The sequence below is a fragment of the Halomonas dongshanensis genome (genome assembly GCF_024790395.1).
GTDB lineage: Bacteria > Pseudomonadota > Gammaproteobacteria > Pseudomonadales > Halomonadaceae > Vreelandella > Vreelandella dongshanensis.
On the sequence record NZ_JAJISC010000004.1, the window covers coordinates 402,824 to 426,756 of the forward strand.

18 protein-coding genes and 5 tRNA genes are annotated in these 23,933 nt (G+C 61.5%); 12 read left to right on the forward strand and 11 right to left on the reverse strand.

Annotation, left to right across the window (positions count from 1 at the left end):
• Complete coding sequence (glcF, locus tag LLY24_RS10930) at positions 1–1,236, forward strand: glycolate oxidase subunit GlcF (RefSeq protein WP_259036323.1); 1,236 nt, start codon at positions 1–3, stop codon at positions 1,234–1,236.
• Between the two features lie 125 nt (positions 1,237–1,361).
• Positions 1,362–1,763: a heme-binding protein gene (locus tag LLY24_RS10935; protein WP_259036324.1), complete on the forward strand. Its 402-nt coding sequence runs from the start codon at positions 1,362–1,364 to the stop codon at positions 1,761–1,763.
• A gap of 84 nt (positions 1,764–1,847) precedes the next feature.
• Here LLY24_RS10935 and LLY24_RS10940 read toward each other — a convergent pair.
• From LLY24_RS10940 to LLY24_RS10960, 5 genes are all read right to left on the reverse strand, one after another.
• A tRNA-Asp gene (locus tag LLY24_RS10940) sits at positions 1,848–1,924 on the reverse strand.
• A 51-nt stretch (positions 1,925–1,975) separates the two neighbouring features.
• Positions 1,976–2,051 (reverse strand) — tRNA-Val (locus LLY24_RS10945).
• A 37-nt stretch (positions 2,052–2,088) separates the two neighbouring features.
• Positions 2,089–2,165: transfer RNA gene (locus tag LLY24_RS10950), tRNA-Asp, on the reverse strand.
• 45 nt (positions 2,166–2,210) lie between these two features.
• Positions 2,211–2,287: transfer RNA gene (locus LLY24_RS10955), tRNA-Asp, on the reverse strand.
• A gap of 72 nt (positions 2,288–2,359) precedes the next feature.
• Positions 2,360–2,435, reverse strand: a tRNA-Val gene (locus tag LLY24_RS10960).
• Positions 2,436–2,773: 338 nt separating this feature from the next.
• Here LLY24_RS10960 and LLY24_RS10965 point away from each other — a divergent pair.
• From LLY24_RS10965 to fnr, 5 genes are all read left to right on the forward strand, one after another.
• Positions 2,774–4,381: a heavy metal translocating P-type ATPase metal-binding domain-containing protein gene (locus LLY24_RS10965; RefSeq protein ID WP_259036325.1), complete on the forward strand. Its 1,608-nt coding sequence runs from the start codon at positions 2,774–2,776 to the stop codon at positions 4,379–4,381.
• Positions 4,378–5,184: a sulfite exporter TauE/SafE family protein gene (locus tag LLY24_RS10970; RefSeq protein WP_259036326.1), complete on the forward strand. Its 807-nt coding sequence runs from the start codon at positions 4,378–4,380 to the stop codon at positions 5,182–5,184. Before LLY24_RS10965 ends, LLY24_RS10970 begins: the two co-directional genes overlap by 4 nt.
• Before the next feature lie 102 nt (positions 5,185–5,286).
• Positions 5,287–6,252, forward strand: a complete 966-nt coding sequence (locus tag LLY24_RS10975) for an alpha/beta hydrolase (RefSeq protein WP_259036327.1) — start codon at positions 5,287–5,289, stop codon at positions 6,250–6,252.
• Between the two features lie 119 nt (positions 6,253–6,371).
• The gene (gene hemN / locus LLY24_RS10980) at positions 6,372–7,790 is read left to right on the forward strand and encodes an oxygen-independent coproporphyrinogen III oxidase (RefSeq protein WP_259036328.1); all 1,419 of its coding nucleotides are present in this window, start codon (positions 6,372–6,374) and stop codon (positions 7,788–7,790) included.
• A gap of 102 nt (positions 7,791–7,892) precedes the next feature.
• Positions 7,893–8,639, forward strand: coding sequence for a fumarate/nitrate reduction transcriptional regulator Fnr (gene fnr / locus LLY24_RS10985; RefSeq protein ID WP_259036375.1), 747 nt, complete (start codon positions 7,893–7,895; stop codon positions 8,637–8,639).
• Here the strand turns inward: fnr and ttcA are convergent.
• The 3 genes from ttcA to LLY24_RS11000 form a co-directional block, all read right to left on the reverse strand.
• Entirely contained in the window at positions 8,629–9,537 is a 909-nt protein-coding gene (ttcA, locus tag LLY24_RS10990; RefSeq protein ID WP_259036329.1) for a tRNA 2-thiocytidine(32) synthetase TtcA, read from the reverse strand. The two genes, fnr and ttcA, sit on opposite strands and share 11 nt — an antisense overlap.
• Positions 9,538–9,657: 120 nt before the next feature.
• Positions 9,658–10,302, reverse strand: coding sequence for a 3'-5' exonuclease family protein (locus LLY24_RS10995; protein WP_259036330.1), 645 nt, complete (start codon positions 10,300–10,302; stop codon positions 9,658–9,660).
• 158 nt (positions 10,303–10,460) lie between these two features.
• Positions 10,461–12,278 carry a putative nucleotidyltransferase substrate binding domain-containing protein gene (locus tag LLY24_RS11000; RefSeq protein ID WP_259036331.1) on the reverse strand — a complete coding sequence of 606 codons (1,818 nt, stop codon included), beginning with the start codon at positions 12,276–12,278 and terminating at the stop codon, positions 10,461–10,463.
• 542 nt (positions 12,279–12,820) lie between these two features.
• On the opposite strand from LLY24_RS11000, the gene LLY24_RS11005 reads away from it, so the two are divergent.
• The 4 genes from LLY24_RS11005 to LLY24_RS11020 all read left to right on the forward strand — a co-directional run bounded on the left by LLY24_RS11005 (position 12,821) and on the right by LLY24_RS11020 (position 19,508).
• Positions 12,821–13,081: a DUF4212 domain-containing protein gene (locus LLY24_RS11005; RefSeq protein ID WP_259036332.1), complete on the forward strand. Its 261-nt coding sequence runs from the start codon at positions 12,821–12,823 to the stop codon at positions 13,079–13,081.
• A gap of 4 nt (positions 13,082–13,085) precedes the next feature.
• A complete protein-coding gene (locus tag LLY24_RS11010; protein WP_259036333.1) occupies positions 13,086–14,882 on the forward strand; it encodes a sodium:solute symporter family protein in 1,797 nt (598 codons plus the stop codon).
• A 96-nt stretch (positions 14,883–14,978) separates the two neighbouring features.
• Positions 14,979–15,482 (forward strand): hypothetical protein, encoded by a 504-nt coding sequence (locus LLY24_RS11015; RefSeq protein WP_259036334.1) that lies wholly within the window; start codon positions 14,979–14,981, stop codon positions 15,480–15,482.
• 84 nt (positions 15,483–15,566) lie between these two features.
• On the forward strand, positions 15,567–19,508 hold the full coding sequence (locus tag LLY24_RS11020; protein WP_259036335.1) for a NahK/ErcS family hybrid sensor histidine kinase/response regulator: 3,942 nt from the start codon (positions 15,567–15,569) through the stop codon (positions 19,506–19,508).
• Between the two features lie 114 nt (positions 19,509–19,622).
• Here LLY24_RS11020 and LLY24_RS11025 read toward each other — a convergent pair whose 3' ends face one another.
• From LLY24_RS11025 to LLY24_RS11035, 3 genes are all read right to left on the reverse strand, one after another.
• Positions 19,623–20,285, reverse strand: a complete 663-nt coding sequence (locus LLY24_RS11025) for a LuxR C-terminal-related transcriptional regulator (protein WP_259036336.1) — start codon at positions 20,283–20,285, stop codon at positions 19,623–19,625.
• A gap of 223 nt (positions 20,286–20,508) precedes the next feature.
• A complete protein-coding gene (acs, locus tag LLY24_RS11030) occupies positions 20,509–22,458 on the reverse strand; it encodes an acetate--CoA ligase (RefSeq protein ID WP_259036337.1) in 1,950 nt (649 codons plus the stop codon).
• A gap of 192 nt (positions 22,459–22,650) precedes the next feature.
• Positions 22,651–23,217 (reverse strand): SprT family zinc-dependent metalloprotease, encoded by a 567-nt coding sequence (locus LLY24_RS11035; protein WP_259036338.1) that lies wholly within the window; start codon positions 23,215–23,217, stop codon positions 22,651–22,653.
• A gap of 49 nt (positions 23,218–23,266) precedes the next feature.
• Between LLY24_RS11035 and LLY24_RS11040 the strand changes: the two genes are divergently transcribed.
• On the forward strand, positions 23,267–23,926 hold the full coding sequence (locus tag LLY24_RS11040; RefSeq protein ID WP_259036339.1) for a YecA/YgfB family protein: 660 nt from the start codon (positions 23,267–23,269) through the stop codon (positions 23,924–23,926).
• Positions 23,927–23,933 lie beyond the last annotated feature (7 nt).

A 23,933-nucleotide genomic window follows, 5' to 3' on the forward strand; every position in this document is an offset into this window, starting at 1 on the left:
ATGCAAACGCACTTTACGCCAGCGGATCGCCAGCAGCCGCATATCCAGGAAGCCGAACGCATCCTACGCAGCTGCGTGCACTGCGGTTTTTGTAACGCCACCTGCCCCACCTATCAGCTACTGGGCGATGAACGCGACGGCCCACGCGGACGCATTTATCTCATGAAGGAGCTGCTTGAAAGCCGCGATGACGCTAATGACATCACCGCCGAGACGCGTCTTCACCTCGACCGCTGCCTAACCTGTCGCAACTGCGAAACCACCTGCCCCTCGGGGGTCGAATACCATAAGCTGCTCGACATCGGCCGCGCCGAAATCGAGCGTCGCGTACCCCGCTCGGCGCCCGAACGCGCTCAGCGTCTAGCGCTGCGCAAGATGCTGGTAGAGCCTAAACGATTCGCCGCGCTGCTCAAGCTGGGCCAGACGTTTCGCCCCTTGGTGCCGGGTAAACTGCGCAGCAAGATGCCGACGAAACCCGTCGATGCCGGCGCTCGCCCCGACCCTAGCCGCCACGCGCGCCAAGTGCTGATGCTCGAAGGCTGCGTACAGCCAGGGCTTTCGCCCAACACCAACGCTGCCACGGCGCGCCTGCTCGATCGCCTGCATATCGGCGTTATCACGGTCAGCGAGGCGGGCTGCTGCGGTGCTATCGACTTTCACCTCAACGCCCAGGAGGCCGGGCGAGCCCGCATGCGCGCCAATATCGATGCCTGGTGGCCCCACGTCGAACGCGGCATCGAGGCCATCGTTCAGACCGCGAGCGGCTGTGGCGCCTTCGTCAAGGAGTATGGTGACATGCTAAAGGACGACCCCGACTACGCTGAGAAGGCGCAACGCATCGCTTCGCTGGCCAAGGACATCGTCGAGGTGCTACGCGAGGAGCCCCTCGACGAGTTGAACATTCACGCCACCCAACGCCTAGCGTTTCACTGCCCCTGCACACTACAGCATGCACAGAAGCTTGGCGGAGCGGTCGAGGGCGTGCTCACTCGGCTAGGCTTTACGCTGACGCCTGTACAAGATGCCCATTTATGCTGCGGCTCGGCGGGCACCTACGCCATCACCCAACCCGCGCTTGCCACCCAGCTGCGCGACAACAAGCTCGACGCACTGGAGGCGGGCAGCCCGGAGCAGATCGTCACCGCCAACATCGGCTGTCAAACCCACTTGGCGAGCGCCAACCGAACGCCGGTACGCCACTGGATCGAGATCGTCGATGAGGCCTTGGCGTCCTGATGGCACGTCCTTGTAAAGCATTCTTCAGGCGTTAACATGCCCTAGCAGTAAGACTCGTTAGCAAGAGCCACTACCTAAAACCAGTAACAATAACCAGCAACAAGACGTACAGCACAGGAGCTACCATGCAGACTAAAGCGATTCTTTCTCAGCAGGATACGCAGCAGATTCTCGACGCCGCCCAGCGCGAAGCCGACGCCAACGGCTGGGCCGTGACCATTGCCGTCACCGATGATGGCGGCCATCTGTTGGGCCTGCGCCGCCTCGATGGCGCCGGGCCGTTTTCAGCCGAGGTTGCCTCTCACAAAGCGCGCAACGCCGCCGTGGGCCGTAAGGAGACGCAGGTGTTCGAAGAGATGATCAACAATGGCCGCACGGCCTTCGTTACCGCGCCACTGCAGGGGCTGATGTCCGGCGGCGTTCCGGTCATCGTCGATGGTCAGGTGATTGCGGCGGTGGGCGTCTCCGGCGTCAAGCCGGAACAGGACGTGCAGATCGCCAAAGCGGGCGTGGCGAGCGTGGGCTAGGCCCGCGTTTTGCTGGAGATAAATTCCCCAGATGCAAAAAACCCCGGATCAATGATCCGGGGTTTTGGAATTCGCTGCGCTTCATGGCGGACCGGACGGGACTCGAACCCGCGACCTCCGGCGTGACAGGCCGGCATTCTAACCAACTGAACTACCGGTCCGCTACATAAGCGTCTTGCTAAACCATTCAAGAGCTCGTTCAAGGGCTTGAATGGTGGGTGGTACTGGGTTCGAACCAGTGACCCCCAGCTTGTAAGGCTGGTGCTCTCCCAACTGAGCTAACCACCCGGGATGTCGACATAACGTCAACTCACAGTAGTCATCGTGGCGGACCGGACGGGACTCGAACCCGCGACCTCCGGCGTGACAGGCCGGCATTCTAACCAACTGAACTACCGGTCCACTAAACGATGAGGACGAGAAAGCGACAATGATAGGCGTGCTGCATGGCGGACCGGACGGGACTCGAACCCGCGACCTCCGGCGTGACAGGCCGGCATTCTAACCAACTGAACTACCGGTCCGCTGTAGGCAAAACCCAACTGCAACTTCTCTGTACTGCGACGTGCATTTACGTGCCAATATCACCGAAGCGATGGTGGGTGGTACTGGGTTCGAACCAGTGACCCCCAGCTTGTAAGGCTGGTGCTCTCCCAACTGAGCTAACCACCCGCTGGTCACGTGGCGCTGCATTCTACAGAAACTTGGTTGTAAGTCAACATAGTGGAGACAACTTTCGTCATCCGTGGCCATCCAACCTACTCCCCTGTCGACCTCATCTCTCGATGAAAAGCCAACGGGTAAAGCCCCTGCCGTTTCAGCGCGAACGAAGCATGCCGTAACTTCCCCGACGGGTCAATCGAAAAGCGCACGCGCGGGGTATTCTTGCGTTGGTATTATTGCGTTGATAGCGCCTGACCTTCACTCCAGCGACCGAGCTTGGCGCTCTGCTACGCTTAGCAGGCGGGCGTGAGCTAGCCGCATTCTCAACCCGGCATTCAAGAGGCCCCATGGCGCCAGGCACGACCTCCCCCCAGGCAACTTGCTATCACTGCGGCAACCCGGTTCCCGCCGGTGCGCCCTGGCGCATCGTGATCGACGCCACTGCCCAACCGCTGTGCTGCCCCGGCTGCGAGGCGGTGGCACACGCTATCGTCGCCGGGGGCCTTGCGCGCTACTACGCCGAGCGCACGGCACTGCCCGAGCGCCCCGAGGACGGCCGCCAACACGCTAAGGCCTGGGCGCTGTTCGATGCACCAGAGCGCCAAGCGCGCTTTGTCCAGCGCATCGACGAAGGCGAGCATTGGCGCGTGACGCTGGAGGTGGCCAACATCACCTGTGCGGCCTGCGCCTGGCTGATCGAACACCGTCTTAACGCCATCGACGGCGTCGTTGCCAGCGCCGTCGACCTTCGCCACCACCGCTTGCGCCTCGATTGGAACCCAACACGCACGAAGCTCTCGACGCTGCTAGCGGCACTTGCGGGCATTGGCTACGCAGCGCTCCCCTACACCGCCACGCGTAAGCCCCCACGCCGGGCCCTGACTCACATACTGCGACTAAACGCGCCCGCCGTGCTCTCCCTCGGCGGCGCCTACCTGATCGCCTACCTCACTCGCGACCCCAATGCCATTATCGCCGCCGCGCTTTTCACCGCGCTGCTCCTACTCGGCGTGGGCGGCGATACGCTTTTACGCCGCCGCAGCGGCTTTTACGCTACTTCGTGCAAAGCCCTCCCCTGCACCGCCACGCAGCTACTCGATGACGACAGCGAACGCGTCTTGCCTTGCGATGAGCTTGAGCGCGGCATGCAGATCGTCCTTCGGCCTGGCCAGGTCGTGCACGCCGACGGCTATATCGAGCGGGGTGAATCGAGCCTCGATGTCTCTCGGCTCACCGGCGAAGGGCTCCCTGTGATGGGTAAAGCGGGTGAACCGATTCTGGCGGGTAGCCGTGTCATGGAAGCGCCGCTGGTGATGCGCGTGAGCGCGACAGACAAAGAGACCCAGCTTGCGGCTTTGGATGCCGCCATCGCCCACGCACGGAAGGCGGTGCATAGGCGCCAGCGCCAGCACCTGGGGGCACCTGTAGTGTGGCTGAGTATGCTGGCGACAGCGCTGGGCTGGTGGGTCATCGCCCCCGCGCATATTTTGGCGTCCACGCTTGCCGTACTGATCGTTGGCGGCGTGCTTTTGCTTCCAAGTAGCGCAACCTCGCATGCGATCGCCTACGCCGCCCTGCGCCAGCGAGGGCTGCTGTTTACTCGCGCAGCCAAGGCGACCGAGAAAGCGCACAAGGGATCTCTGCGTGCCATAGTGCCACCCTCGCGCCACGCGCTCGAACGCTTTAACGGCGCCTTTGCGATGGTGCAGGCCGCGCGCTGTGCTAGGCGACGGCAGCAAGGCTTCATGATCATTTTTCACGCCATGGCGCTGCCGCTGGCCGCCTTCGGACTGATGTCTCCCCTCACTGCCGTGGCAGGCCTTGCGCTAAGTACGCTGGTCGCGCTCACCACGACGGGGCGCCTGGCCTTTCGGCTCTCGCGGCCGGTTACCTACCAGCCGGGTTCGTCTCTTTGGCCGCAAGCCAGCGTCTCCTCGCAGGAAACTACGCTATGACCCCGAGCGCGCTCGACTTTCCACCGCTCGTCGCGGCGTTTCTGTTCGGCCTTTTGGGCGGCGCCCACTGCATCGGCATGTGCGGCGGCATCATGAGCGCGCTGACCTTCGCCGTACCGCCGAGTATGCGCAAACCTATGCGCTTGGCTGGGCTACTCATCGGCTACAACGTCGGGCGAATACTGAGTTATATGAGCCTGGGAGCGCTGGCGGGTGTGCTTGGCACGATGGTGTCTACCTCGGACACGCTGCGCTACGGCTTGCAGCTCTTTGCAGCGCTGATGCTGATCGCCATGGCGCTCTACATCGCCAACTGGTGGCGAGGGCTTGTGCGCATCGAAGCGCTAGGACGCCGCCTATGGCGCTACCTGGAACCGCTGGGGCGACGGCTAATGCCGGTAGTGCGCGTGCCCCAGGCGATGGCGCTGGGCGCGATCTGGGGCTGGCTTCCCTGCGGGCTGGTCTACGCCATGCTGGCGTGGACACTGGCCGTGAGTGATCCATTAATGGGCGCTTGGCTGATGGGTGCTTTCGGTTTTGGCACCCTACCCGCCGTGCTGGCGACCGGCGTCGCCGCGCGCACCTTGCAGGGCTTGATTCGTCATCCGCTCACCCGCAGCATCGCGGCCATTGGCATCATTGTGTTCGCCCTATGGCAGCTATGGGGCGTCGCCGCGCATCTAGGAGGTTTCGGCCACCACCATCATGGCGGCCTGGACCATACAGAGGAGCACCAGCCTCATCATGAACATACCCCTCACCACGAACATGAACATGAACATGAACATGAACATCATCATTGAGGCTGGCTAGTGGCCCTGCTGGACACAAAGCACTTGTTCTCGGCAGCAGCACACATTAACTTAGGAGACTAATTATCACTATCATTTAGGCGCTATCTGCTCATGCTCCGAAGACGCTTTCTACTCGCGGCCGCCTGCACGCCGTTCGCGGCGATATGTTTGCCCACGGCTAGCGTTGCCCAACCGGCATCACCGACCTCTACTCCCCCACAGCGGCCACGTTGGGACCAACCTATCGGTCCGACGGTGGCCGATGAGCCTTCCGATTACTACGCCTTCGAGCGCCTCACGTTCGACTCTCTCGATGGCGAGCGCCACTATCGCGTCTATCTCGGTGTACCGCGCAAACCGGCGCCGCCCGAAGGCTACCCGGTCATCTACATGCTCGATGGCAACGCAGCGATGGATACCCTAAGCGACCAGGATCTGGCCGAACTCTACGCCGACAACCCGCCCGTACTGGTCGGCATCGGCTACGAGGTGCCTTCACGTCACGACGTCGTGGCGCGCGCCTTCGACTATACTCCGCCCGTTCTGAACGCAGATGGCTCGGTCGATACCAACATCGAGTACCGTGGCCGCCCCGGTGGCGGCGCCGATCTTTTCCTCGATGTAATCCAGAACAGCATCCGCCCGGCCATCGAGGCACGCGTTCAGTTAGACCCGACGCGACAGACCCTTTGGGGCCACTCCTTCGGTGGTTTGTTCACGCTCTATACGCTGATCACCCGGCCGCGCATGTTCCAGCGCTACGTGGCCGGTGATCCATCCGTCGGCAGAGAAGACGATGCTCTACTCCAGCGCGCGAAAAGCTTTCATGCCGCCGAGGCCCCGGCGGCCACCGTCCGCATATTGGTCGGCCGAGGACGCGCCGAAGCCCCAGAGACGCCGGTCGAGGAGCCCGTGAGTACGCCGCCACCCGGCCGCGAAGCCACCTTTGCGCTGGTTAACCGCCTGGCCGAAGAAGGCATGGACATCACCTTCCAGGCCTACCCCAGTCAGAGCCACGGACAGCTCTTCGCTACCTCGCTAAGACCTGCGCTAGCGCTGGCGGCACAACGCCCGTAGCCGTCAGCGACCTGGGGTGGCCGCGCGTTTGATCTGGGACAACGTTTCGGCACCGCTTGCGCACTACCATGATCGGCACTGCGCCAAGGCGCTTAGTTGCCGATTTCCGGAGTTTGCTCATGGTCGCCCCCGCTGTCGCGTTACCCGCTATCTCTTCACCGGTGTGGGACTCAGAGCTTCTACGCCGCTACGATACTCGCGGCCCGCGCTACACCTCCTACCCTACGGCGTTGGCGTTTCACGAAGGTTTTGGCCCCGATGCGCTGAGCGAGGCGCTGGCGCGCAGCAATGCCTCCGGGCGCCCGCTCTCGCTCTACGTGCACGTGCCCTTCTGCCGTAAGATCTGCTTCTACTGCGGCTGCAACAAGATCGCGACTAAAAACACCGCCCTCGCCGAGCCCTATCTCTCCCGACTCGACCGCGAGATGGTGCTGGCCGCGCGCCATCTGGACACGTCTCGCCCGGTCGAGCAGCTTCACTGGGGCGGTGGAACACCCACCTTTCTCACGCTCGCCCAGATGGGCGATTTGATCGACCGTCTCGACGCCCGCTTCGGGCTCTCCTCCTCACCCGAGCGCGACTACGCCATCGAGATCGACCCCCGCGAGGCCGACGTGTTCACCTTGCGCCACCTGCAGTCGCTGGGATTCAACCGGGTGAGTCTCGGGGTGCAGGATCTAGATCCGCAGGTGCAACAAGCGATCAACCGCGTCCAGCCGCGCCAACTGACCGAAACACTGATGGAGGAGGCCCACCGGCTGGGCTTTCGCTCGCTCAATCTCGATTTGATTTACGGCCTACCGCGCCAGACCGCACAAAGCTTCGCTCGAACCCTCGAACAGGTCATCGAGCTCAACCCGGCCAGGCTTTCGGTGTTCAACTACGCCCATATGCCCGAGCGTTTTCCGCCCCAGCGGCGCATTCAGGAAGCCGAGTTGCCTAGTGCCGATGAAAAGCTCGCCATGCTGCAGGCCACCATCGCCCTACTCACCGACGCAGGCTATGTGCATATCGGCATGGACCACTTCGCTCGCCCCGATGACAGCCTGGCGCTGGCACAACGCCAAGGCACGCTTACGCGTAACTTCCAGGGCTATTCGAGCCACGCCCAGTGCGACCTGCTGGGCCTTGGCGTGTCGGCCATCTCGCGTATCGACGACGTCTACGCCCAGAACCCGACCGATATGACGCGCTACGCCGATGCCCTCGATGCGGGCAGCCTACCTACCCAGCGCGGCTTGCGCCTTACCCAGGACGACCTCATCCGCCGTAGCGTCATCGAGCGATTAATGTGCGACATGCGCCTGGACATGGCCGCCGTAGGCGCGCGCTTTGGCATCGACGCGCCAGCATATTTCGCAGCGGCGCTGGCACGCCTTGCGCCCGCTGAGCGCGACGGCCTCATCGAGTGGCAAGGCGACACGCTCGTCGTTACCCAGGGAGGGCGGCTTCTGATTCGCCACCTGGCCATGGCCTTCGATGCACGCCTACCCCATGACGCCCCCAACGCAGCACGTCGCTATTCACGTATCGTCTAACGTGACTTTGGTAGCAAGTTGTAACCATGGGCGACGATGGCTTGTTTCGCCATTGAGGATTTCCACATAATGCAAGGAGATACCCCACCGATGGAGGAGTTCATGGCCTCACCCGTAAGCCGCCGTTCCCTGCTTCACGAGACGCGCTGTCAAACCTGTAGCCTGAGTTCGCTCTGCTTGCCGTTGGCGCTGGAGCTCGAAGACATGGATCATTTCGAGGCGATCATCCGCAGGCGGGCGCCGCTGAAAAAGGGTGAGCCGCTGTTTCGTCAGGGGGATACGTTCACCAGCGTTTACGCGGTACGCTCGGGCAGCCTCAAGCAGACCACCACCGAGGGCAACGGCAGTGACCAGTTGACCAACTTCTATCTGCCCAGTGAGCTGGTGGGGCTCGACGGTATCGATGAAGAGCGCTATCCGGGAAGCGTGGTGGCACTAGAAACCACCACCGTGTGCGAGATTCCCTTCGACCGCCTAGACAGCCTCTCCGAGGAGCTGCCTGAGCTGCGCACCCAGCTTTACCGCAGCATGAGCAAGGAGCTGCGCGATGATCGGCGCATGATGCGTCTACTCTCGCGCAAGACGGCGGACCAGCGTCTGGCGAGCTTTCTGCTCACCCTTTCAGAGCGCTTTCGCCGCCGCGGCTACTCGCCTTACAGCTTCCGGCTGTCGATGGCCCGCGCCGACATCGGTAACTACCTGGGGCTCGCGGTGGAGACGGTCAGCCGTATCCTGAGCCGCTTTCAGGGCCAGGAGGTGGTGGCCGTCTCGGGACGTGAAGTCAATATCCTCGACATGCAGCGGTTGACTCGCCTTGCCGAGGAGGAGGAACTCGGCGCTACACGTTGAACGCCTGAATACGACTGGCCAGAAGCTCGGCCTGCTTGGCTTCGAGCCCTTCGAAGTCGAACAGCGCCCGGTCGGCAAGCTGTGAGGGCGCCACGTTACTGACCGCTTTGAACATGCTCTCAAGCCGTCCTGGATGCTTCTTGTCCCACTCCGCCAACATCTCCTTGACCACCTGACGCTGCAGGTTAGGCTGCGAACCACAGAGATTGCACGGAATGATGGGAAACGCCATGAGCCGGGCGAACTCGGCGATATCCGCCTCCTTACAGTAGGCCAGCGGGCGAATGACGATGTTCTTGCCGTCGTCGGAGAGCAGCTTGGGCGGCATGGCCTTGAGCGTGCCGCCGAAGAACATGTTGAGAAACAGCGTTTCGAGGATGTCTTCGCGGTGGTGCCCCAGCGCAATCTTGGTCGCCCCAATCTCCTCGGCATAGCCGTAGAGCGAGCCCCGACGCAGGCGCGAGCAGAGCGCACAGGTAGTCTTGCCTTCGGGGGTCTTCTCCTTGACCACCGAGTAGGTATCGCGCTCGAGAATGTGGTACTCGACGTCCAAGCCATCGAGATAGGCAGGCAGGACATGCTCGGGAAATCCCGGCTGTTTCTGATCCAGATTGACCGCCACCAGCGAAAAGTTGACCGGTGCATTGCGCTGCAGGTTGCGCAGGATTTCGAGCATGGTGTAGCTGTCTTTGCCGCCGGAGAGGCAGACCATGACCCGGTCGCCTTCGTCGATCATCCGGTAATCGATAATGGCATTGCCCACCTCGCGCCGCAGACGCTTTTGCAACTTGTTGAATTCGCGCTTCTGTTTGGCATCGCCAAGGTCGGGCGCGACGGCGGCGGCGGCATCCGCGAAAGACGCAGACGCCGCGGGGTCGAAGTGGTCGAGGTGATGCATGATTAGTGCTGCCCGTGGTGGTATCGGTGGAGAGGGCGCCATTCTAGCAATACTCCAAGGCGACTCCCAGCCCCGTACATCGCGCGTTGCACACCTCTTTCACCTCTCTGCCTAGCTGCCTTAGCGGCGCGATAGCCGCTGAAAGCACAGGTACAAAAGCGCCGCTGCCACGGCCTCTCGACGCAGGTCGTATGACGGCGCATCGTCGACCTGCCAGCATGCGAGCGCCGTGGTGAAATCAGTAGTGGCGTCTACGTGCGGATGTAAGCGCCGCAGATAGCGCTGATGCAGCGCGGCAAGATCCACCCGCGCATTGGGCAGCTCGAACCCCAGCGAGCGACGAAGCCTCGGAGACAACGCCGCCAGCCCCTGCCCTAACTGCCACCCCACCAGCGGGCGGTTACCGATGAATTCGGCAAGGGTGGCAAAACTCGAACGGTTCCCCGGTACGACCGCATCCGGCGCGTAGAGCAGTTCATGGCGGCGCTGCATCGGGCAAGGCGCAGGCGTTACGTCGTCGGTTAGCGTCACCACCCACGAACGACTGGTCATGATGCGCTGCCCGCGCGCGATGATCGCCGCAAGCGTTACCGCAGGCGTAGTGGAGGAGACGGGCGTTGCGTTAGTGCCTAGGCGCCATGCCAGCGCTACCCACTCATCGCCCAAGTAGGGCTGGAAGAGCCAGGCGTATGGAGTAGCGGCTGTACGGCGTCTGTCACGCTCGCGCCGCACGGCGCGGCGCAGGGGGTCGATCCATCGCTGCATGCTATTTCATTCCCTTTGTCATTTCCTGCACGATTCCTTGTGCCATCGCTATTTCCAACTGCGCATTCCAACTGTTCATTCCAACTATCAATTTCGACTACTAAGCATCGCGTAGGTCGCCTTGGCGCCTGGCAGCGAAAAACGTTCTGTACGACAGCTCAGGTGTACTCCAGGTGATAGCGGTGCGAGAGCCGCTGTTTGAAATCCTTGACGATATGAAGCGCCTCACGCAGCAGGTCGCGCTCCAGTGACGAGAGCTCCTGAACCACGACCTGGTTGCTCGCGGCGACCTCCTCACCCACCTCCAAGCGTGCGAGCTGTTGGCGTAGGCGCAGCTCGGCAAATAGCGCCAGCGCCTCACCGAGGTCATCGGCGAAGCGTCGGTTCAGGCGGCCATCCTCGGCCAGCGCCTCCAACCGCGCCAGCGTCGACGTGGCGGCGATACGCCGCTCCAACGCCAGGGTACGCACGCCGTGAACGATGGGAAAAATGCCGCCCTTCTTGATATCGATGCCGTGCTGGGGCTTTTTCAGCGAGCCAAACAGCGTCAGCGGCGTCGAGAAGCGCAGCGCCGCCCGGGCAAAGTGCGATAGCAGCAGCTCGTCATGCGCGCAGCGCTCGAAAAGCTCCTCACGCACGCACTCAAGAAGATCCGCTCGACCCGCGACGGCGCTGGCATCGAGCAAAATGGCGAGTTTCATTAGGCTGTCGCCGTCGCGAAGGCTCGCCCACTTGGCGATGTTGCCTTTCCAGGTCGTCACGCTACCTACCCACTCAGGATTGGAGACCATGATGTTGCCGGGGCACGGTGGGTACCCCAACGCGATTAGCGTTTGGGTGAGGCGCGCCATGTCCTGCTCGATGTTGGACCACTGCGCGCCATCGTCGAGAATCAGCGCGTTGTCTTGGTCGGTCTTGAGGATCTGTTCACCGCGACCTTCGCTGCCCATCACTACGAGGCAGCTGTCATCGTCGTGACGTTTGTCGACGGTAAAGGCCCAGGCTTTTTCGACGATACGGCCGTTGAGCGCCGCCAGAAGGTCCATGGCGAAAGGCAGCTTGACGCCCTGGGCCATTAGCGCTCTGACCAGCTCTGGCATACGCTGGCTGGCAGCGGCCAAGGCATCGAGATCGCTCGCCTGTTCAAGCTGTAAGCTGACTACGTAGCTACGGCTGGAGAAGTAGCTCAGCACATCGGTCAACTCGACCACGCCCACGACCTTGTCTGCCTCGACGACCACTACCCGCGCCACCTGATGCCGGGTCATGCGCACCAGCGCCTCGAACAGATACTGCTGGGGGGTAACGGTGACCAAGTCCGGTTGGGCTACCTGGCCAAGCGATACCGTTGCCGAGAGCCGCTGCTCGATCAGCGCATTGAGCAGATCGGTCTTGGTGACCATGCCAGGCAGCCTGTCGCCCTCGACGAGCAGGCTATCGGCGTGGCACGCGTTGAGCTGGCGAACGGCTTGCTCGATGGTGGCCGTTGCCGCCAGCACCAGGGGTTCGCGCATGCACTCGCCCACCTTGGCCAGCATGAAACCCGCCATGGTGACGCCCGCGTCGGCGCGCTTTTGCGTTAGCAGCTGAGCCTTGTGCGCCAGCGACTGACGAAAGAAGTCGTGAAACGCCGGGTAGTGTTTGCACAGCTGCTGAAACAGGGCTTTAGGCAATAGATAACACAGGCACTCCCGCTCGGCCTGGAAACGATAGCGGCTGGTACCGTTAATGATACTGATGGCACCGAAGAGATCGCCTTCGGTGTAGTGGCCAATGCGCACCGCCTCCTGGGGCGCGGTATCGAGCTCGGCCACCTCGCCACGGTGAACGAGAAAAACGGCTTCTCCCGCCTGCCCCGCTTCGAGGATGATTTCCCCCGGTTCGAAGTAGGCCAGATCAAGGCCTCGACAGAGCTGATCGCGCCCGGCATCGTCGAGCAGCGCAAAGGGCAACTGGGCAGCATCCAGCTCGACCATCGATGGCTCCTTTTTACTAAGCGACCAAAGTCGATAAGACAAAAGCCGCTAATAAAAAAGCAGCCAACAGTTAGACCAAAAGACTGAAAAACGCGCTAAGGCGTCGCTTTATAGAACCTAGCAACCTTCGCTTTCCCACAACACTTAGACCATCGTCACAGTTGCCATATGGCATCCAAAAGGGACTGGGCTAAAGTTGACTACCCGCCTTCATTTCAGTGACTTAAAATTCACCACCATGATCATCCATCGCGACCAAAGGCTATATCTCGCGACGAAAGGATATGTCAAAAAGACTCATCAATACCAAAGTATGGGATTCCTTTTCAGCATTTATTTACCACTATTAAACCAACACTCTGGAAAGGAATAAAAACCATCAAAACCCATCGTCTCCAAAAACCAATAAACGTAAGTTAAGAGCAATCCAGATAAACGTTACTTAACGACGCAGCATCAACGGGCAGTAGCCAAATGCTCATCTTACTTCAGACCCACTCGCTTTATTTTTCCGACCCAAACAACAACTGGAGAGCGACACCATGACCGAAGAAACTCCCAACGCCGCCGCCTACTGGCGTGCCAACGTCCGTTTGATCATCGGCTGCCTAGCGGTCTGGGCCTTCGTTTCCTACGGCTGCGCCATTGCCTTTCGACCGTTTCTGGCCAGCATCACCGTTGGAGGCACTGATCTGGGCTTCTGGTTCGCCCAGCAAGGATCGATTCTGACCTTCATCGTGCTGATCTTCTTCTACGCCTGGAGAATGAATCAGCTCGACAAGAAATTCGGCCTGGGAGAGTAAGTCCATGAGCCAGTTTGCTATCAACCTGTTGTTCGTCGGCGCCTCCTTCGCGCTCTATATCGGCATCGCGATATGGGCACGCGCGGGCTCCACCAAGGACTTCTATGTTGCCGGGGGCGGTGTTCACCCCATCACCAACGGTATGGCGACAGCCGCCGACTGGATGTCGGCGGCGTCGTTCATCTCCATGGCCGGACTGATCGCCTCCGGTGGCTACGCCAACTCCACCTACCTGATGGGCTGGACCGGAGGCTTCGTTATCCTCGCCATGCTGCTTGCGCCCTACCTGCGTAAGTTCGGTAAATTCACCGTCCCCGACTTCATCGGCGACCGCTTCTATAGCCGTACCGCTCGCATAGTGGCCGTCGTATGCTTGATCATCGCCTCGGTGACCTACGTCATCGGCCAGATGACCGGTGCTGGCGTTGCCTTCTCGCGCTTTCTCGAGGTGCCCAGCACTTGGGGTATCTGGATCGCGGCGGGCATCGTCTTCTTGTATGCCGTATTTGGTGGCATGAAGGGCATCACTTACACCCAGGTGGCGCAGTACATCGTCCTGATCGTCGCCTACACCATTCCGGCCGTGTTCATCGCCATGCAACTGACCGGCAACCCGATCCCGATGTTCGGCATGTTCAGCACGCATTCGGAGTCTGGCGTGCCGCTACTGCAGAAGCTGGACGACGTGGTGGTAGCGCTGGGCTTCCAGGACTACACCGCTGACGTGGACAACAAGCTCAACATGCTGCTGTTCACCCTATCGCTGATGATCGGTACTGCCGGGCTTCCCCACGTCATCATCCGCTTTTTCACCGTACCGAAAGTGGCCGATGCGCGCTGGTCGGCGGGCTGGGCGCTGGTGTTCATCGCCCTGCTCTACCTCACTGCTCCAGCGGTCGCCTCCATGGCACGGCTTAATCTGATGACCACGGTCTACCCCGAACTCACGGGTCAGGTCGAGAACTACGAAGACGCCGCTGCCGAGCCGATTCTCTATGAAGATCGACCCGAGTGGTTCCGCACCTGGGAAGACACCGGTTTGATCGTCTTCAACGACCTGAACGACGACGGCCGTATCCAGTTCTACAACGATGCCAACCCTGGCTTCACCGGCACTGCCGAGGAGCGCGGCTGGGCGGGCAACGAGCTGACCGTCAACAACGACATTCTGGTACTCGCCAATCCCGAGATCGCCAATCTGCCCGGCTGGGTGGTGGGCCTGATCGCGGCGGGCGGTATCGCAGCGGCGCTTTCGACCGCAGCGGGGCTTCTGCTCGCTATCTCGTCAGCCATCAGTCACGATCTGATCAAAAACACCATCAACCCCAACATCAGCGAGAAAAAAGAGATGCTCGCCGCGCGGATCTCCATGGGCGGTGCCATCTTGCTGGCCACTTACCTTGGTTTGAACCCGCCTGGGTTCGCAGCGCAAACCGTGGCCCTGGCCTTCGGTATCGCCGCAGCATCGCTCTTCCCAGTGCTGATGATGGGGATCTTCTCCACTCGCATGAACAGCGCAGGCGCGATCTGCGGCATGCTGGCGGGCCTGATCGCCACCCTGCTCTACATCTTCACCTACCTGGGCTGGTTCTTCATTCCTGGCACCAACATGCTGCCCAACACGCCGGAGAACTGGTTCATCGGTATCTCACCGCTCTCCTTCGGTGCTGTCGGTGCGCTGATCAACTTCGCGGTGGCCTTCGCGGTCTCCCGCGTTACCGCGCCGCCGCCCAAGGAAATTCAGATGCTGGTAGAAAGCGTGCGCTACCCGAAAGGGGCTGGTGCGGCCATCGACCACTAAGCCATAATCGCCTCGCGGCAGCCGCTAGGCCGCCATGAGGCATTTCCCCATCGGGCTTCCTCAGGGAAGCCCGACTACGTTGAGAAGGATGAGTGTATGATCTGGCACCTGATTGCGGCCGTTTTCGCTGCACTTGCCGCCGCCGGTATCGGGCTTGCGCTGCGCCATTTGAGCGGTCGACGCCTGCCGCGATGGATCGTTCCGGTATTCGCCGGGCTCGGTATGCTGAGCTACCAGATTCACGTCGAGTACTCCTGGTTCGAGCACAAAAAAGCACAGCTCCCGGCAAGCGCCGTGGTCATCGATAGCGCCGCGCCAGGCAACTTCTGGCGCCCATGGACCTATCTCATCCCCATGACCAGTAAATTCAGCGTCGTCGAGCCCGAAGGCGTCCATCGCCAGGATGCCGTGGCCGAATTTTTGCTCTACCACTTCGAACGCCACCATACCGATGTCGTTACCACCCAGCCTTACCTGCTCAACTGCGCCAGCCGAGAGCTCGTACCGGTAGATACCGATACCCGAGAGCCGATGGGCGGGCTGCGCACGCTACGCGCAACCTCGACGCTGCTAACCACCGTTTGCGGCGCGGCGTCTTAAGCTGACTTATTCCCACCTGACGCTGTAGCGCGAATCCCCTAGAATGAGGCCTTCTATCAGGCCGACGTTAGCCGGGGGATACGCATGTACCATGGTGGGCTCTTGATCGCGGTATCGCTTGTATATATCGCGGTGCTCTTCGCCATTGCCTGGAACGGCGACCGCCGCGCCCGCGTGCACGGCGCCAGCCGTCGGCGTCCTTTGATCTACAGCTTGGCGCTGGCGATCTACTGTACATCCTGGACGTTTTACGGCGCCGTAGGCCAAGCGGCGACGTCGGGCTGGTCGTTTGCCAGCATCTTCGTGGGCCCCTTCCTCACCTTCCTGCTCTTTTGGCCGGTTCTGGCCAAGATGATTCGCGTGGCGAAACATCAAAACGTCACCTCGATTGCCGATTTCATTGCTTCACGCTACGGCAAGACCCAGTCGCTCGCCGCCTTTGCGAGTTTGGTGGCGCTGATCGGGGCGCTACCCTACATCGCCTTGCAGCTCAAGGCCACGGCGACCTCGTTCAGCGTGCTCACCGCCGCCAGCACGACGCAGCAGGCGCCCTTGTTCGGTGATACCGCGTTCTACGTGGCGCTGGTCATGGCCGCCTTCGCCATTCTCTTCGGCACGCGCCACACCGATGCCACCGAGCACCACGAAGGGCTGATCCACGCCGTTGCCTTCGAGTCGCTGGTCAAACTCGTGGCCTTCTTGGTGCTTGGGGCCTTCGTCACCTGGGGCATGTTTGGGGGCCTTGGCGAGCTCATGCAGCATGCCGAAAGCCAGCTCGAACTCCAGCGCCAGCTCGCCAATCAGGACTTTGGCCAGGGATTCTGGGCCCAAACCCTGCTCGCCATGCTGGCGATTCTCTGTTTGCCGCGCCAGTTTCATGTCGCCGTGGTCGAGAATACCCATTCTGATGACGCCGTGCGGGCGCGCTGGATGTTTCCGCTCTATCTGGTCGCCATTTCGTTTTTCGTCGTCCCCCTTGCCGCTGCGGGGCTTTGGCTTTTCGCCGATAGCGGTATCGAAGCCGATACCTACGTGCTCCACTTGGCCATGGCGTCGGGCCACGACTGGCTGACGCTTCTGACCTTTATCGGCGGCTTCTCGGCCGCGACCGGCATGGTCATCGTGGCGGCGGTGGCGGTATCGATCATGATCTCCAACGAGATCGTCATTCCGGCGCTTTTCCGCCTGCGCTGGTTCGATACCAAGACCCGCGACTATGGCCGCTTGGTGCTGCGCGCGCGGCGCATCACCATTGCGGTGGTGCTGGCGATGGCTTACGGCTTCTACCGCCTGATCGGCGAATTCACCTCGCTGGCATCGATCGGCATGCTCTCGTTCGCTGCCGCAGCCCAGTTCGCCCCGGCGCTGATCGGTGGGCTCTACTGGAAGCGCGGTAACCGCCTGGGCGTGATCGTGGGCATGAACGTGGGCTTCGCCATCTGGGCGTACAGCCTATTGATGCCCGCGATGATCCACGCCGGCGTCTTGCCCGCGAGTTGGCTGGCCGGAGGGCCACTCGGGGTTGGCTGGCTCTCGCCCACGGCGCTGTTTGGTCTCAACTGGGGCGATAGCTTCACCCATGGCGTCATGCTCTCGCTCGGACTCAATCTTTTCTGCTACATCTTCGTCTCTCAAATCACCTCCCAGCGGGTGGTAGAGCGGATACAGGCGTCGCTGTTCGTCGATAGCGTGGAAACGCGGCAAACCTCGGTCAACCGGCCCTGGACCGGCGCGACCACGGTGGGCGACTTGAAAGTGCTGTGCGAGCGTTTTCTCGGCGCCAGCCAAGTGGAGCGCGCCTTCGACGACTACGCCCGACGGATAGGTAAGCCGCTAGACGACGGCGCACGCGCCTCGATCGACGTAATCCAGTTCACCGAGCGTTTTCTCGCTTCGGTGCTCGGTGCATCCTCGGCGCGTATCGTGGTCAACTCGGCGCTCCAGGGGCGCGGGATCGGTATTTCCGACGTCATCTCGATCGTCGATGAAGCCTCCCAGGTGCTGGAGTTCAACCGCGCGCTGCTCCAGGCCACCATCGAGAACATCAACCAGGGCATCAGCGTGGTCGATCAGAACCTACGTTTGGTGGTGTGGAACCAGCGCTATCTGGAGCTCTTCCGCTTTCCCGACCACTTGATTCGGGTGGGCGCGCCGATCGATCGCATCTTCCGCTACAACGCCCACAACGGCGAGTACGGACCGGGTGACCCCGAAGAGCACGTCGAACTGCTACTCGATAACATTCGCGAGGGCCACCCTCACCGCTACGTGCGCTATCGTCAGGATGGCAGCGTTTTGGAAGTGCAGGGTAACCCGATGCCAGCCGGCGGCTTCGTCTATACCTACCAGGACATCAGCCAGCAAAAGCGCATCGAGGAGGCGCTGATCCGCTCGGAGAACAACATTCGGATCTACACCGACAACGTACCCGCACTGATCGCCTACTTCGACAAGGAGTGTCGCTACCTCTTCACCAACCGCGCCTACGAACAGACCTTCGCCATCGACCGTAATGCGGTCATCGGCAAGCGCTACAGCGACGTGCTCACGCCGCAGCAGGCCGAGGAGCGCAGCCCTTGGGTAGAGCGGGCGCTGGCCGGTGAGCGCGTCAGCTTCGAAGTGTCGTTAGTAATCAACGACAGCCCGCGCCACATGCTGGTCACCTATACGCCGCACTTCGGCGATAGCCAGGTGATTCTGGGCTTCTTCTCGCTCTATCAGGACATCACCGAACGCCGCCAGGCCGAAATCGCCCTGAAAGAAACCAACGAGACCCTCGAGGAGCGCGTGCGCGAGCGTACCCAAGCGCTCTCCAAGGCCAACGCCGCCCTGCGCCAGGAGAACCGCGTGCGCGCCGAGGCCGAGCAGGCGCTGCGCCAGGCCAAACAGCTGGCCGAAGACGCCAACGCCTCGAAGACGCGTTTTCTCGCCGCCGCCAGTCACGACCTGCTTCAACCGCTCAACGCCGCGCGACTATTCACCTCGGCGCTGATGCAGAGCGCCCAGGCCGAAGAGCACCAGCGCACCATCGGGCATATCGATAACTCGCTGCAGGCGGCCGAGGAGCTTCTGGGTACGCTACTGGATATCTCCAAGCTCGATGCGGGCGCGTTGACACCCCGGCGCAGCCACTTCGCCCTTGCCGATATCGTGCGCCCGCTGCGCGCCGAATTCGAGGTCATGGCCGACGAGCGTGGGCTCGATCTGGTCGTCGTTCCCACCCGCGCCTGGGTCGATTCCGATCCGCAGATGCTGCGCCGTATCGTGCAGAACTTCCTCTCCAACGCCATTCGCTATACCCAGCAGGGGCGCGTACTGCTCGGCTGTCGGCGCCAAGCCGAGCGGCTGGTGATCGAGGTATGGGATAGCGGGCCAGGCATCCCCGAATCCAAGCTCACCGAGATCTTTCAGGAGTTTCGGCGTCTCGATCAGGCCTCGCGGCATAAAGAGAGTGAAAAAGGATTGGGCCTAGGGCTCTCCATCGCCGATCGCATGAGCCGCGTGCTCGATCACCCAATCAAGGTGCGCTCGACCGAAGGCGTGGGCACGGTCTTTTCGGTGAGCGTGCCAAGCGTGGCCCCGCGAGAGGTAAGCGCAAGCGAGGCGCCCAGCGCCGCCAAGCGCAGCAGCAACCGACTCACCGGCACGCGCATCGTCTGTATCGACAACGAAACGCTGATTCTCGAAGGCATGAGCGCGATGCTCGGCGGCTGGGGCTGCGAGGTTTTCACCGCCACCAGCATCGGCGGGGCAAAATCGATTTTGCGTAATATGGATGGCGACCCCGACGCCATTCTGGCCGACTACCATCTCGACAACGAAGTAACGGGGCTCATGGCGCTGGAAGCGCTAAGCGAGCGGTTGGAAAGCGCGGTCCCCGGCATCGTGATCACCGCTGATCGCACCGAGGCGGTCGCTGAAGAGGTCAAGCGTGCAGGCTACCAGTTGCTGCTCAAGCCAGTAAAACCGGCGGCGCTGCGCGCCCTGCTCACCCGCACCTTGCAGGCTAGTCGCGCGAGCAGCTAACTCTAGCGCCACTAAAACCCTTAGTGGCGCTAGAAAAGAAAACCTCGCTTATGCAGGACATAAGCGAGGTTTTCTTGCAGCAGTACGTCGTTCTATCAACTCTCTCTATCGAGATTAAGAGTCGACCTTGGGCGGCTCGACTTCGAGCTTCTGCGCGGCGATGACCGCTTGAGTGCGCGAATGTACGCCGAGTTTTCGGAGAATCGCAGTCACATGCGCCTTGATGGTCGCTTCGGAGACGTTGAGCTCGTAGGCAATCTGCTTGTTCAACAGCCCCTCGGTGAGCATATTGAGAACGCGAAACTGCTGGGGCGTGAGCGAAGCAATCGCTTCGGCAAAGCGCGACTCCTCTTCGCTGGTCTCTTCGAGCACGCTCATCAACGACTCGGGCAGCCAAACTTCACCGCCCAGAATCTCGCTCACCGCCTCGGCGATCAGCTGCAGCGATGACGACTTGGGGATGAAGCCCGAGGCGCCGTAGTCGATGGCGCGGCGTACCACATAAGGCTCATCGCTACCCGACACCACCGCCACGGGAACGTCGGGCATCTGCCCGCGTAGCTGAATCAGGCCCGAAAAGCCGTGCGCGCCAGGCATATGCAGGTCCAGAAGAATCAGGTCAGCGTCGGGGTGGCGGGTTACCACGTCGGTGGTCGCCTCCATAGTATCGGCCTCGACGATTTCCGCCTGCGGGGCGACCTGGCGTAACGCCTGGGTCAACGCTGCGCGAAACAGCGGATGGTCGTCTGCGACGATGAATTTCTGGGCTACTGCCATGAATCTTCCTCCGGTTCCCTGAGCAGCGGAGTTGCCTGCCGCCGCGACGCTAGGCTTATACGGTCATCGCATGGTACCCCAAGGGATTCATCATCCCCAAGCATCCTATGCATAATTTGTTTCCCTGGTAAAACGCCGTGCCGACCCGAAGGTCGGCACGGCGTACGCTTATCAACCCGCCTGCCAGCAAGGCGTGGTCCACGTGGCACACGGCACCATCACGCTACTTGTTCGCCCGGTGTTCGATCAGCTCATCGACCACGGACGGGTCGGCCAGCGTGCTGGTATCGCCCAGGCCATCGCACTCGTTAGCGGCGATCTTGCGCAGAATACGGCGCATGATCTTACCCGAGCGCGTCTTGGGTAGCCCCGGCGCCCACTGAATGACATCGGGCGAGGCGATCGGCCCGATGTCCTTACGCACCCACAGCGAAAGCTCCTTTTTGAGCTCGTCGGAGGGCTCGATACCGTCGTTGAGGGTGACGTAGATATAGATACCCTGGCCCTTGATATCGTGAGGAAAACCCACCACGGCGGCTTCCGCCACGGCGGTGTGCGCAACCAAAGAGGACTCGATCTCAGCGGTACCCATGCGGTGGCCCGAGACGTTGAGTACGTCATCGACGCGTCCGGTGATCCAGTAGTAGCCATCTTCGTCGCGACGGCAGCCGTCACCGGTGAAGTACATGCCATCATAGGTCGAGAAGTAGGTCTGGACGAAGCGTTCGTGATCGCCCCAGATACTGCGCGCCTGCCCCGGCCAGGAGTCGAGGATGACCAGATTCCCCTCGGTGGCGCCTTCGAGCTCCTGGCCCTCGTTATCGACGAGCGCTGGCTTGATGCCGAAGAATGGCTTGGTGGCAGAGCCCGGCTTGAGATCGGTCGCCCCCGGGAGCGGCGCGATCATGATGCCGCCGGTTTCGGTTTGCCACCAGGTATCCACCAGCGGGCAGCGGCCGTTGCCGATCACTCGGTGGAACCACTCCCAGGCCTCTGGGTTGATCGGCTCACCGACCGAGCCAAGCAGGCGCAGGCTCTCGCGCGAGCTGGTCTCCATGACCTTGTCACCATGGGCCATCAAGGCGCGAACGGCCGTTGGCGCGGTATAGAGGATGTTGACCTTGTGCTTGTCGACGACCTCCCCCAAGCGCCCGTGGGTCGGATAGCTCGGCACGCCTTCGAACATCAGCGTGGTCGCGCCATTGGCCAAGGGTCCATAGACGATATAGCTGTGCCCAGTCACCCAGCCCACGTCGGCGGTACACCAATAGATATCACCCTCTTGGTAGTCGAAAACGTACTGGTGAGTCATGGCGGCGTAGGTCAGGTAGCCACCCGTGGTGTGCTTGAGGCCTTTCGGCGCGCCGGTGGAGCCCGAGGTGTAGAGGATGAACAGCGGATCCTCGGCGTTCATCGCCTCGGCCGGGCACTCGGTGGACTGCTTATCGACCGCCTCGTGGAACCACAGATCGCGCCCTTGCTGCCAGTCGATATCGCCGCCGGTGCGCTTGACCACCATGACGTGCTGGCACACCTCGGTGCCCTTACGCGTCAGCGCCGCATCGACGTTGTCCTTGAGCGGCACGTGCTTACCACCGCGCACCGACTCATCGGCGGTGATGACTAGCCGTGAGTCGGCGCCGATCACCCGCTGGGCCACGGCGTCGGGGGAGAAGCCACCGAAAACCACCGAGTGCACCGCGCCGATACGCGCGCAAGCGAGCATGGCGATGGCCGCCTCGGGAATCATCGGCATGTAGAGGGTGACGGTATCGCCTTTGCCAATACCAAGCTCCTTGAGCGCGTTGGCGAGCTGATTGGTACGCTCATAGAGCTCACGGTAGGTGACATGCTTGGCTTCGTTCGGGTCGTCCCCCTCCCAGATGATCGCGGTTTGGTCGCCGCGCGTTTCCAGATGGCGATCGAGACAGTTGGCGGCGACGTTGAGTTCGCCATCTTCGAACCAGCGAATATCGACGTTGTCGCGGGAGAAAGAGGTGTTCTTGATACGGGTCGGCGGGGTGATCCACTCCAGGCGCTTAGCCTGCTCTTTCCAGAAGCTTTCGGGGTCATCCAGGGAGTGCTGGTACATGGCCTGATACGTTTCCCGGTCGGCCCAGGCGCGCTGGGCGATAGCGTCGCTGACCGGATAGACGTGCTGTTGATCGCTCATAAGTCCCTCTGTCCGTGAAGTTGCCGGTTCTGAAAAGCCAGTGCTTAAAAGACGGTTGTTAAAAGATAGTCTGTTTATTATTGCCGTACGTAGACCGCTGCATTACGCCCTAGCATAAACCGCCGCCGAGCGCTTTCACCCTAGACATTAGTAGAAACTTTTTATTTATTAAAAACATAAACTTGCGAAAACCTAGCCAGCGTCATCGCGCTGCCATTCGAGAAGCTCACCGCAGTGACGGCAGCGGTAGCGGCGCCCTTTTTTCACCTGGGCATGGCGCTGAGCCGTGAAGTGATGTTCACGGCAGCTGCAGCGGTAAAGGTGCGGTGATGGCTGGGCACGCTCGACGGCAAAGGCGTGGGTAACGCGGGGCGCAAGGCCGAAAAGGCCGCGCATGACGGTTTTCCACTCGCGCCCATGAGGCTTCAAACGAAGCCCTCCCTCCAGATGGAACACCAGCCAATGGGCCATCTCGTGGGGAATGACTTCATCGAAGAAGGCCGTGCGGTTCTCGCTCAAGAGTACGCGGTTGAAGCGCAGCCCGCCGCGCCCCCAGTGCGCCTGCCCTGCCGAAGCACCTCTAAGATCGAACCATACCTTCGGCATGGGCAAGCCTGGGTGCACCTCCAGGCAGCGCTGCCAGGCCTCTTCGACCCGCGCTCGCGCCGCCTTTTCCAGCGCTGCGGGCGCCAACGCATCAAGCTTTGCCGCTGGCCACGAAGCCAAGGGTGCAGCGCCATTTGGTGATAAACTAGCCATCAACGAATACCTTATTTACGCACCATCTACGCAACGTACGAGGCCTTCCATGTCACAGCCACCGCACGCAAGCGAGGCCGCCCCGGCTCAGCCCCTTCTCGACGACGAGCAGCTCGACAGGCTCGATGACTTTCTCGACTCCGATCAGGTGGGCGAAGACGCCCTCGATCTAATTTCGGCGCACGGTTTTCTCGTCGCCCTCGCCGTGGCGCCAAGCGAACTAACGCCGACCCAGTGGCTGGCCGAACTGTTCCAGGGCGAGCCCGCCTACCGCGACGACGCCGAACGCGATGAGATCATTGGGCTTTTGATACAGCTACGCGACAACGCCATGGCCGTTCTCGAACAGGGCGGCCTACCGGAGCTGCCTTTCGAGCTGACCCTAGACGGCCTGCCCGCCGAAGAGACGCCTATCGGCGACTGGTGCGCGGGCTTCATGGAAGGCGTTTTCTGCGACGAGAGCGCCTGGTTCGAAGAGGGCGAAGAGGACGCGGCCCAGCTACTGCTGCCGTTCATGCTGCTCTCCGGGCTCTTCGACGATGAGCCCGATATGGCCGAGTTGATCGAGGATGGCGTGCAGCAGGAGAGCTTCGTCAAACAGCTACCCGAGCTCGTGCTCGATCTTTACCTGCACTACCGTGTCCCGCCGGAAACGCCCAAGCCCAAGCCGCGCAAAAAATCTCCCTCGCGCCAGCAAAAGCGCCGTTGAGACCGGG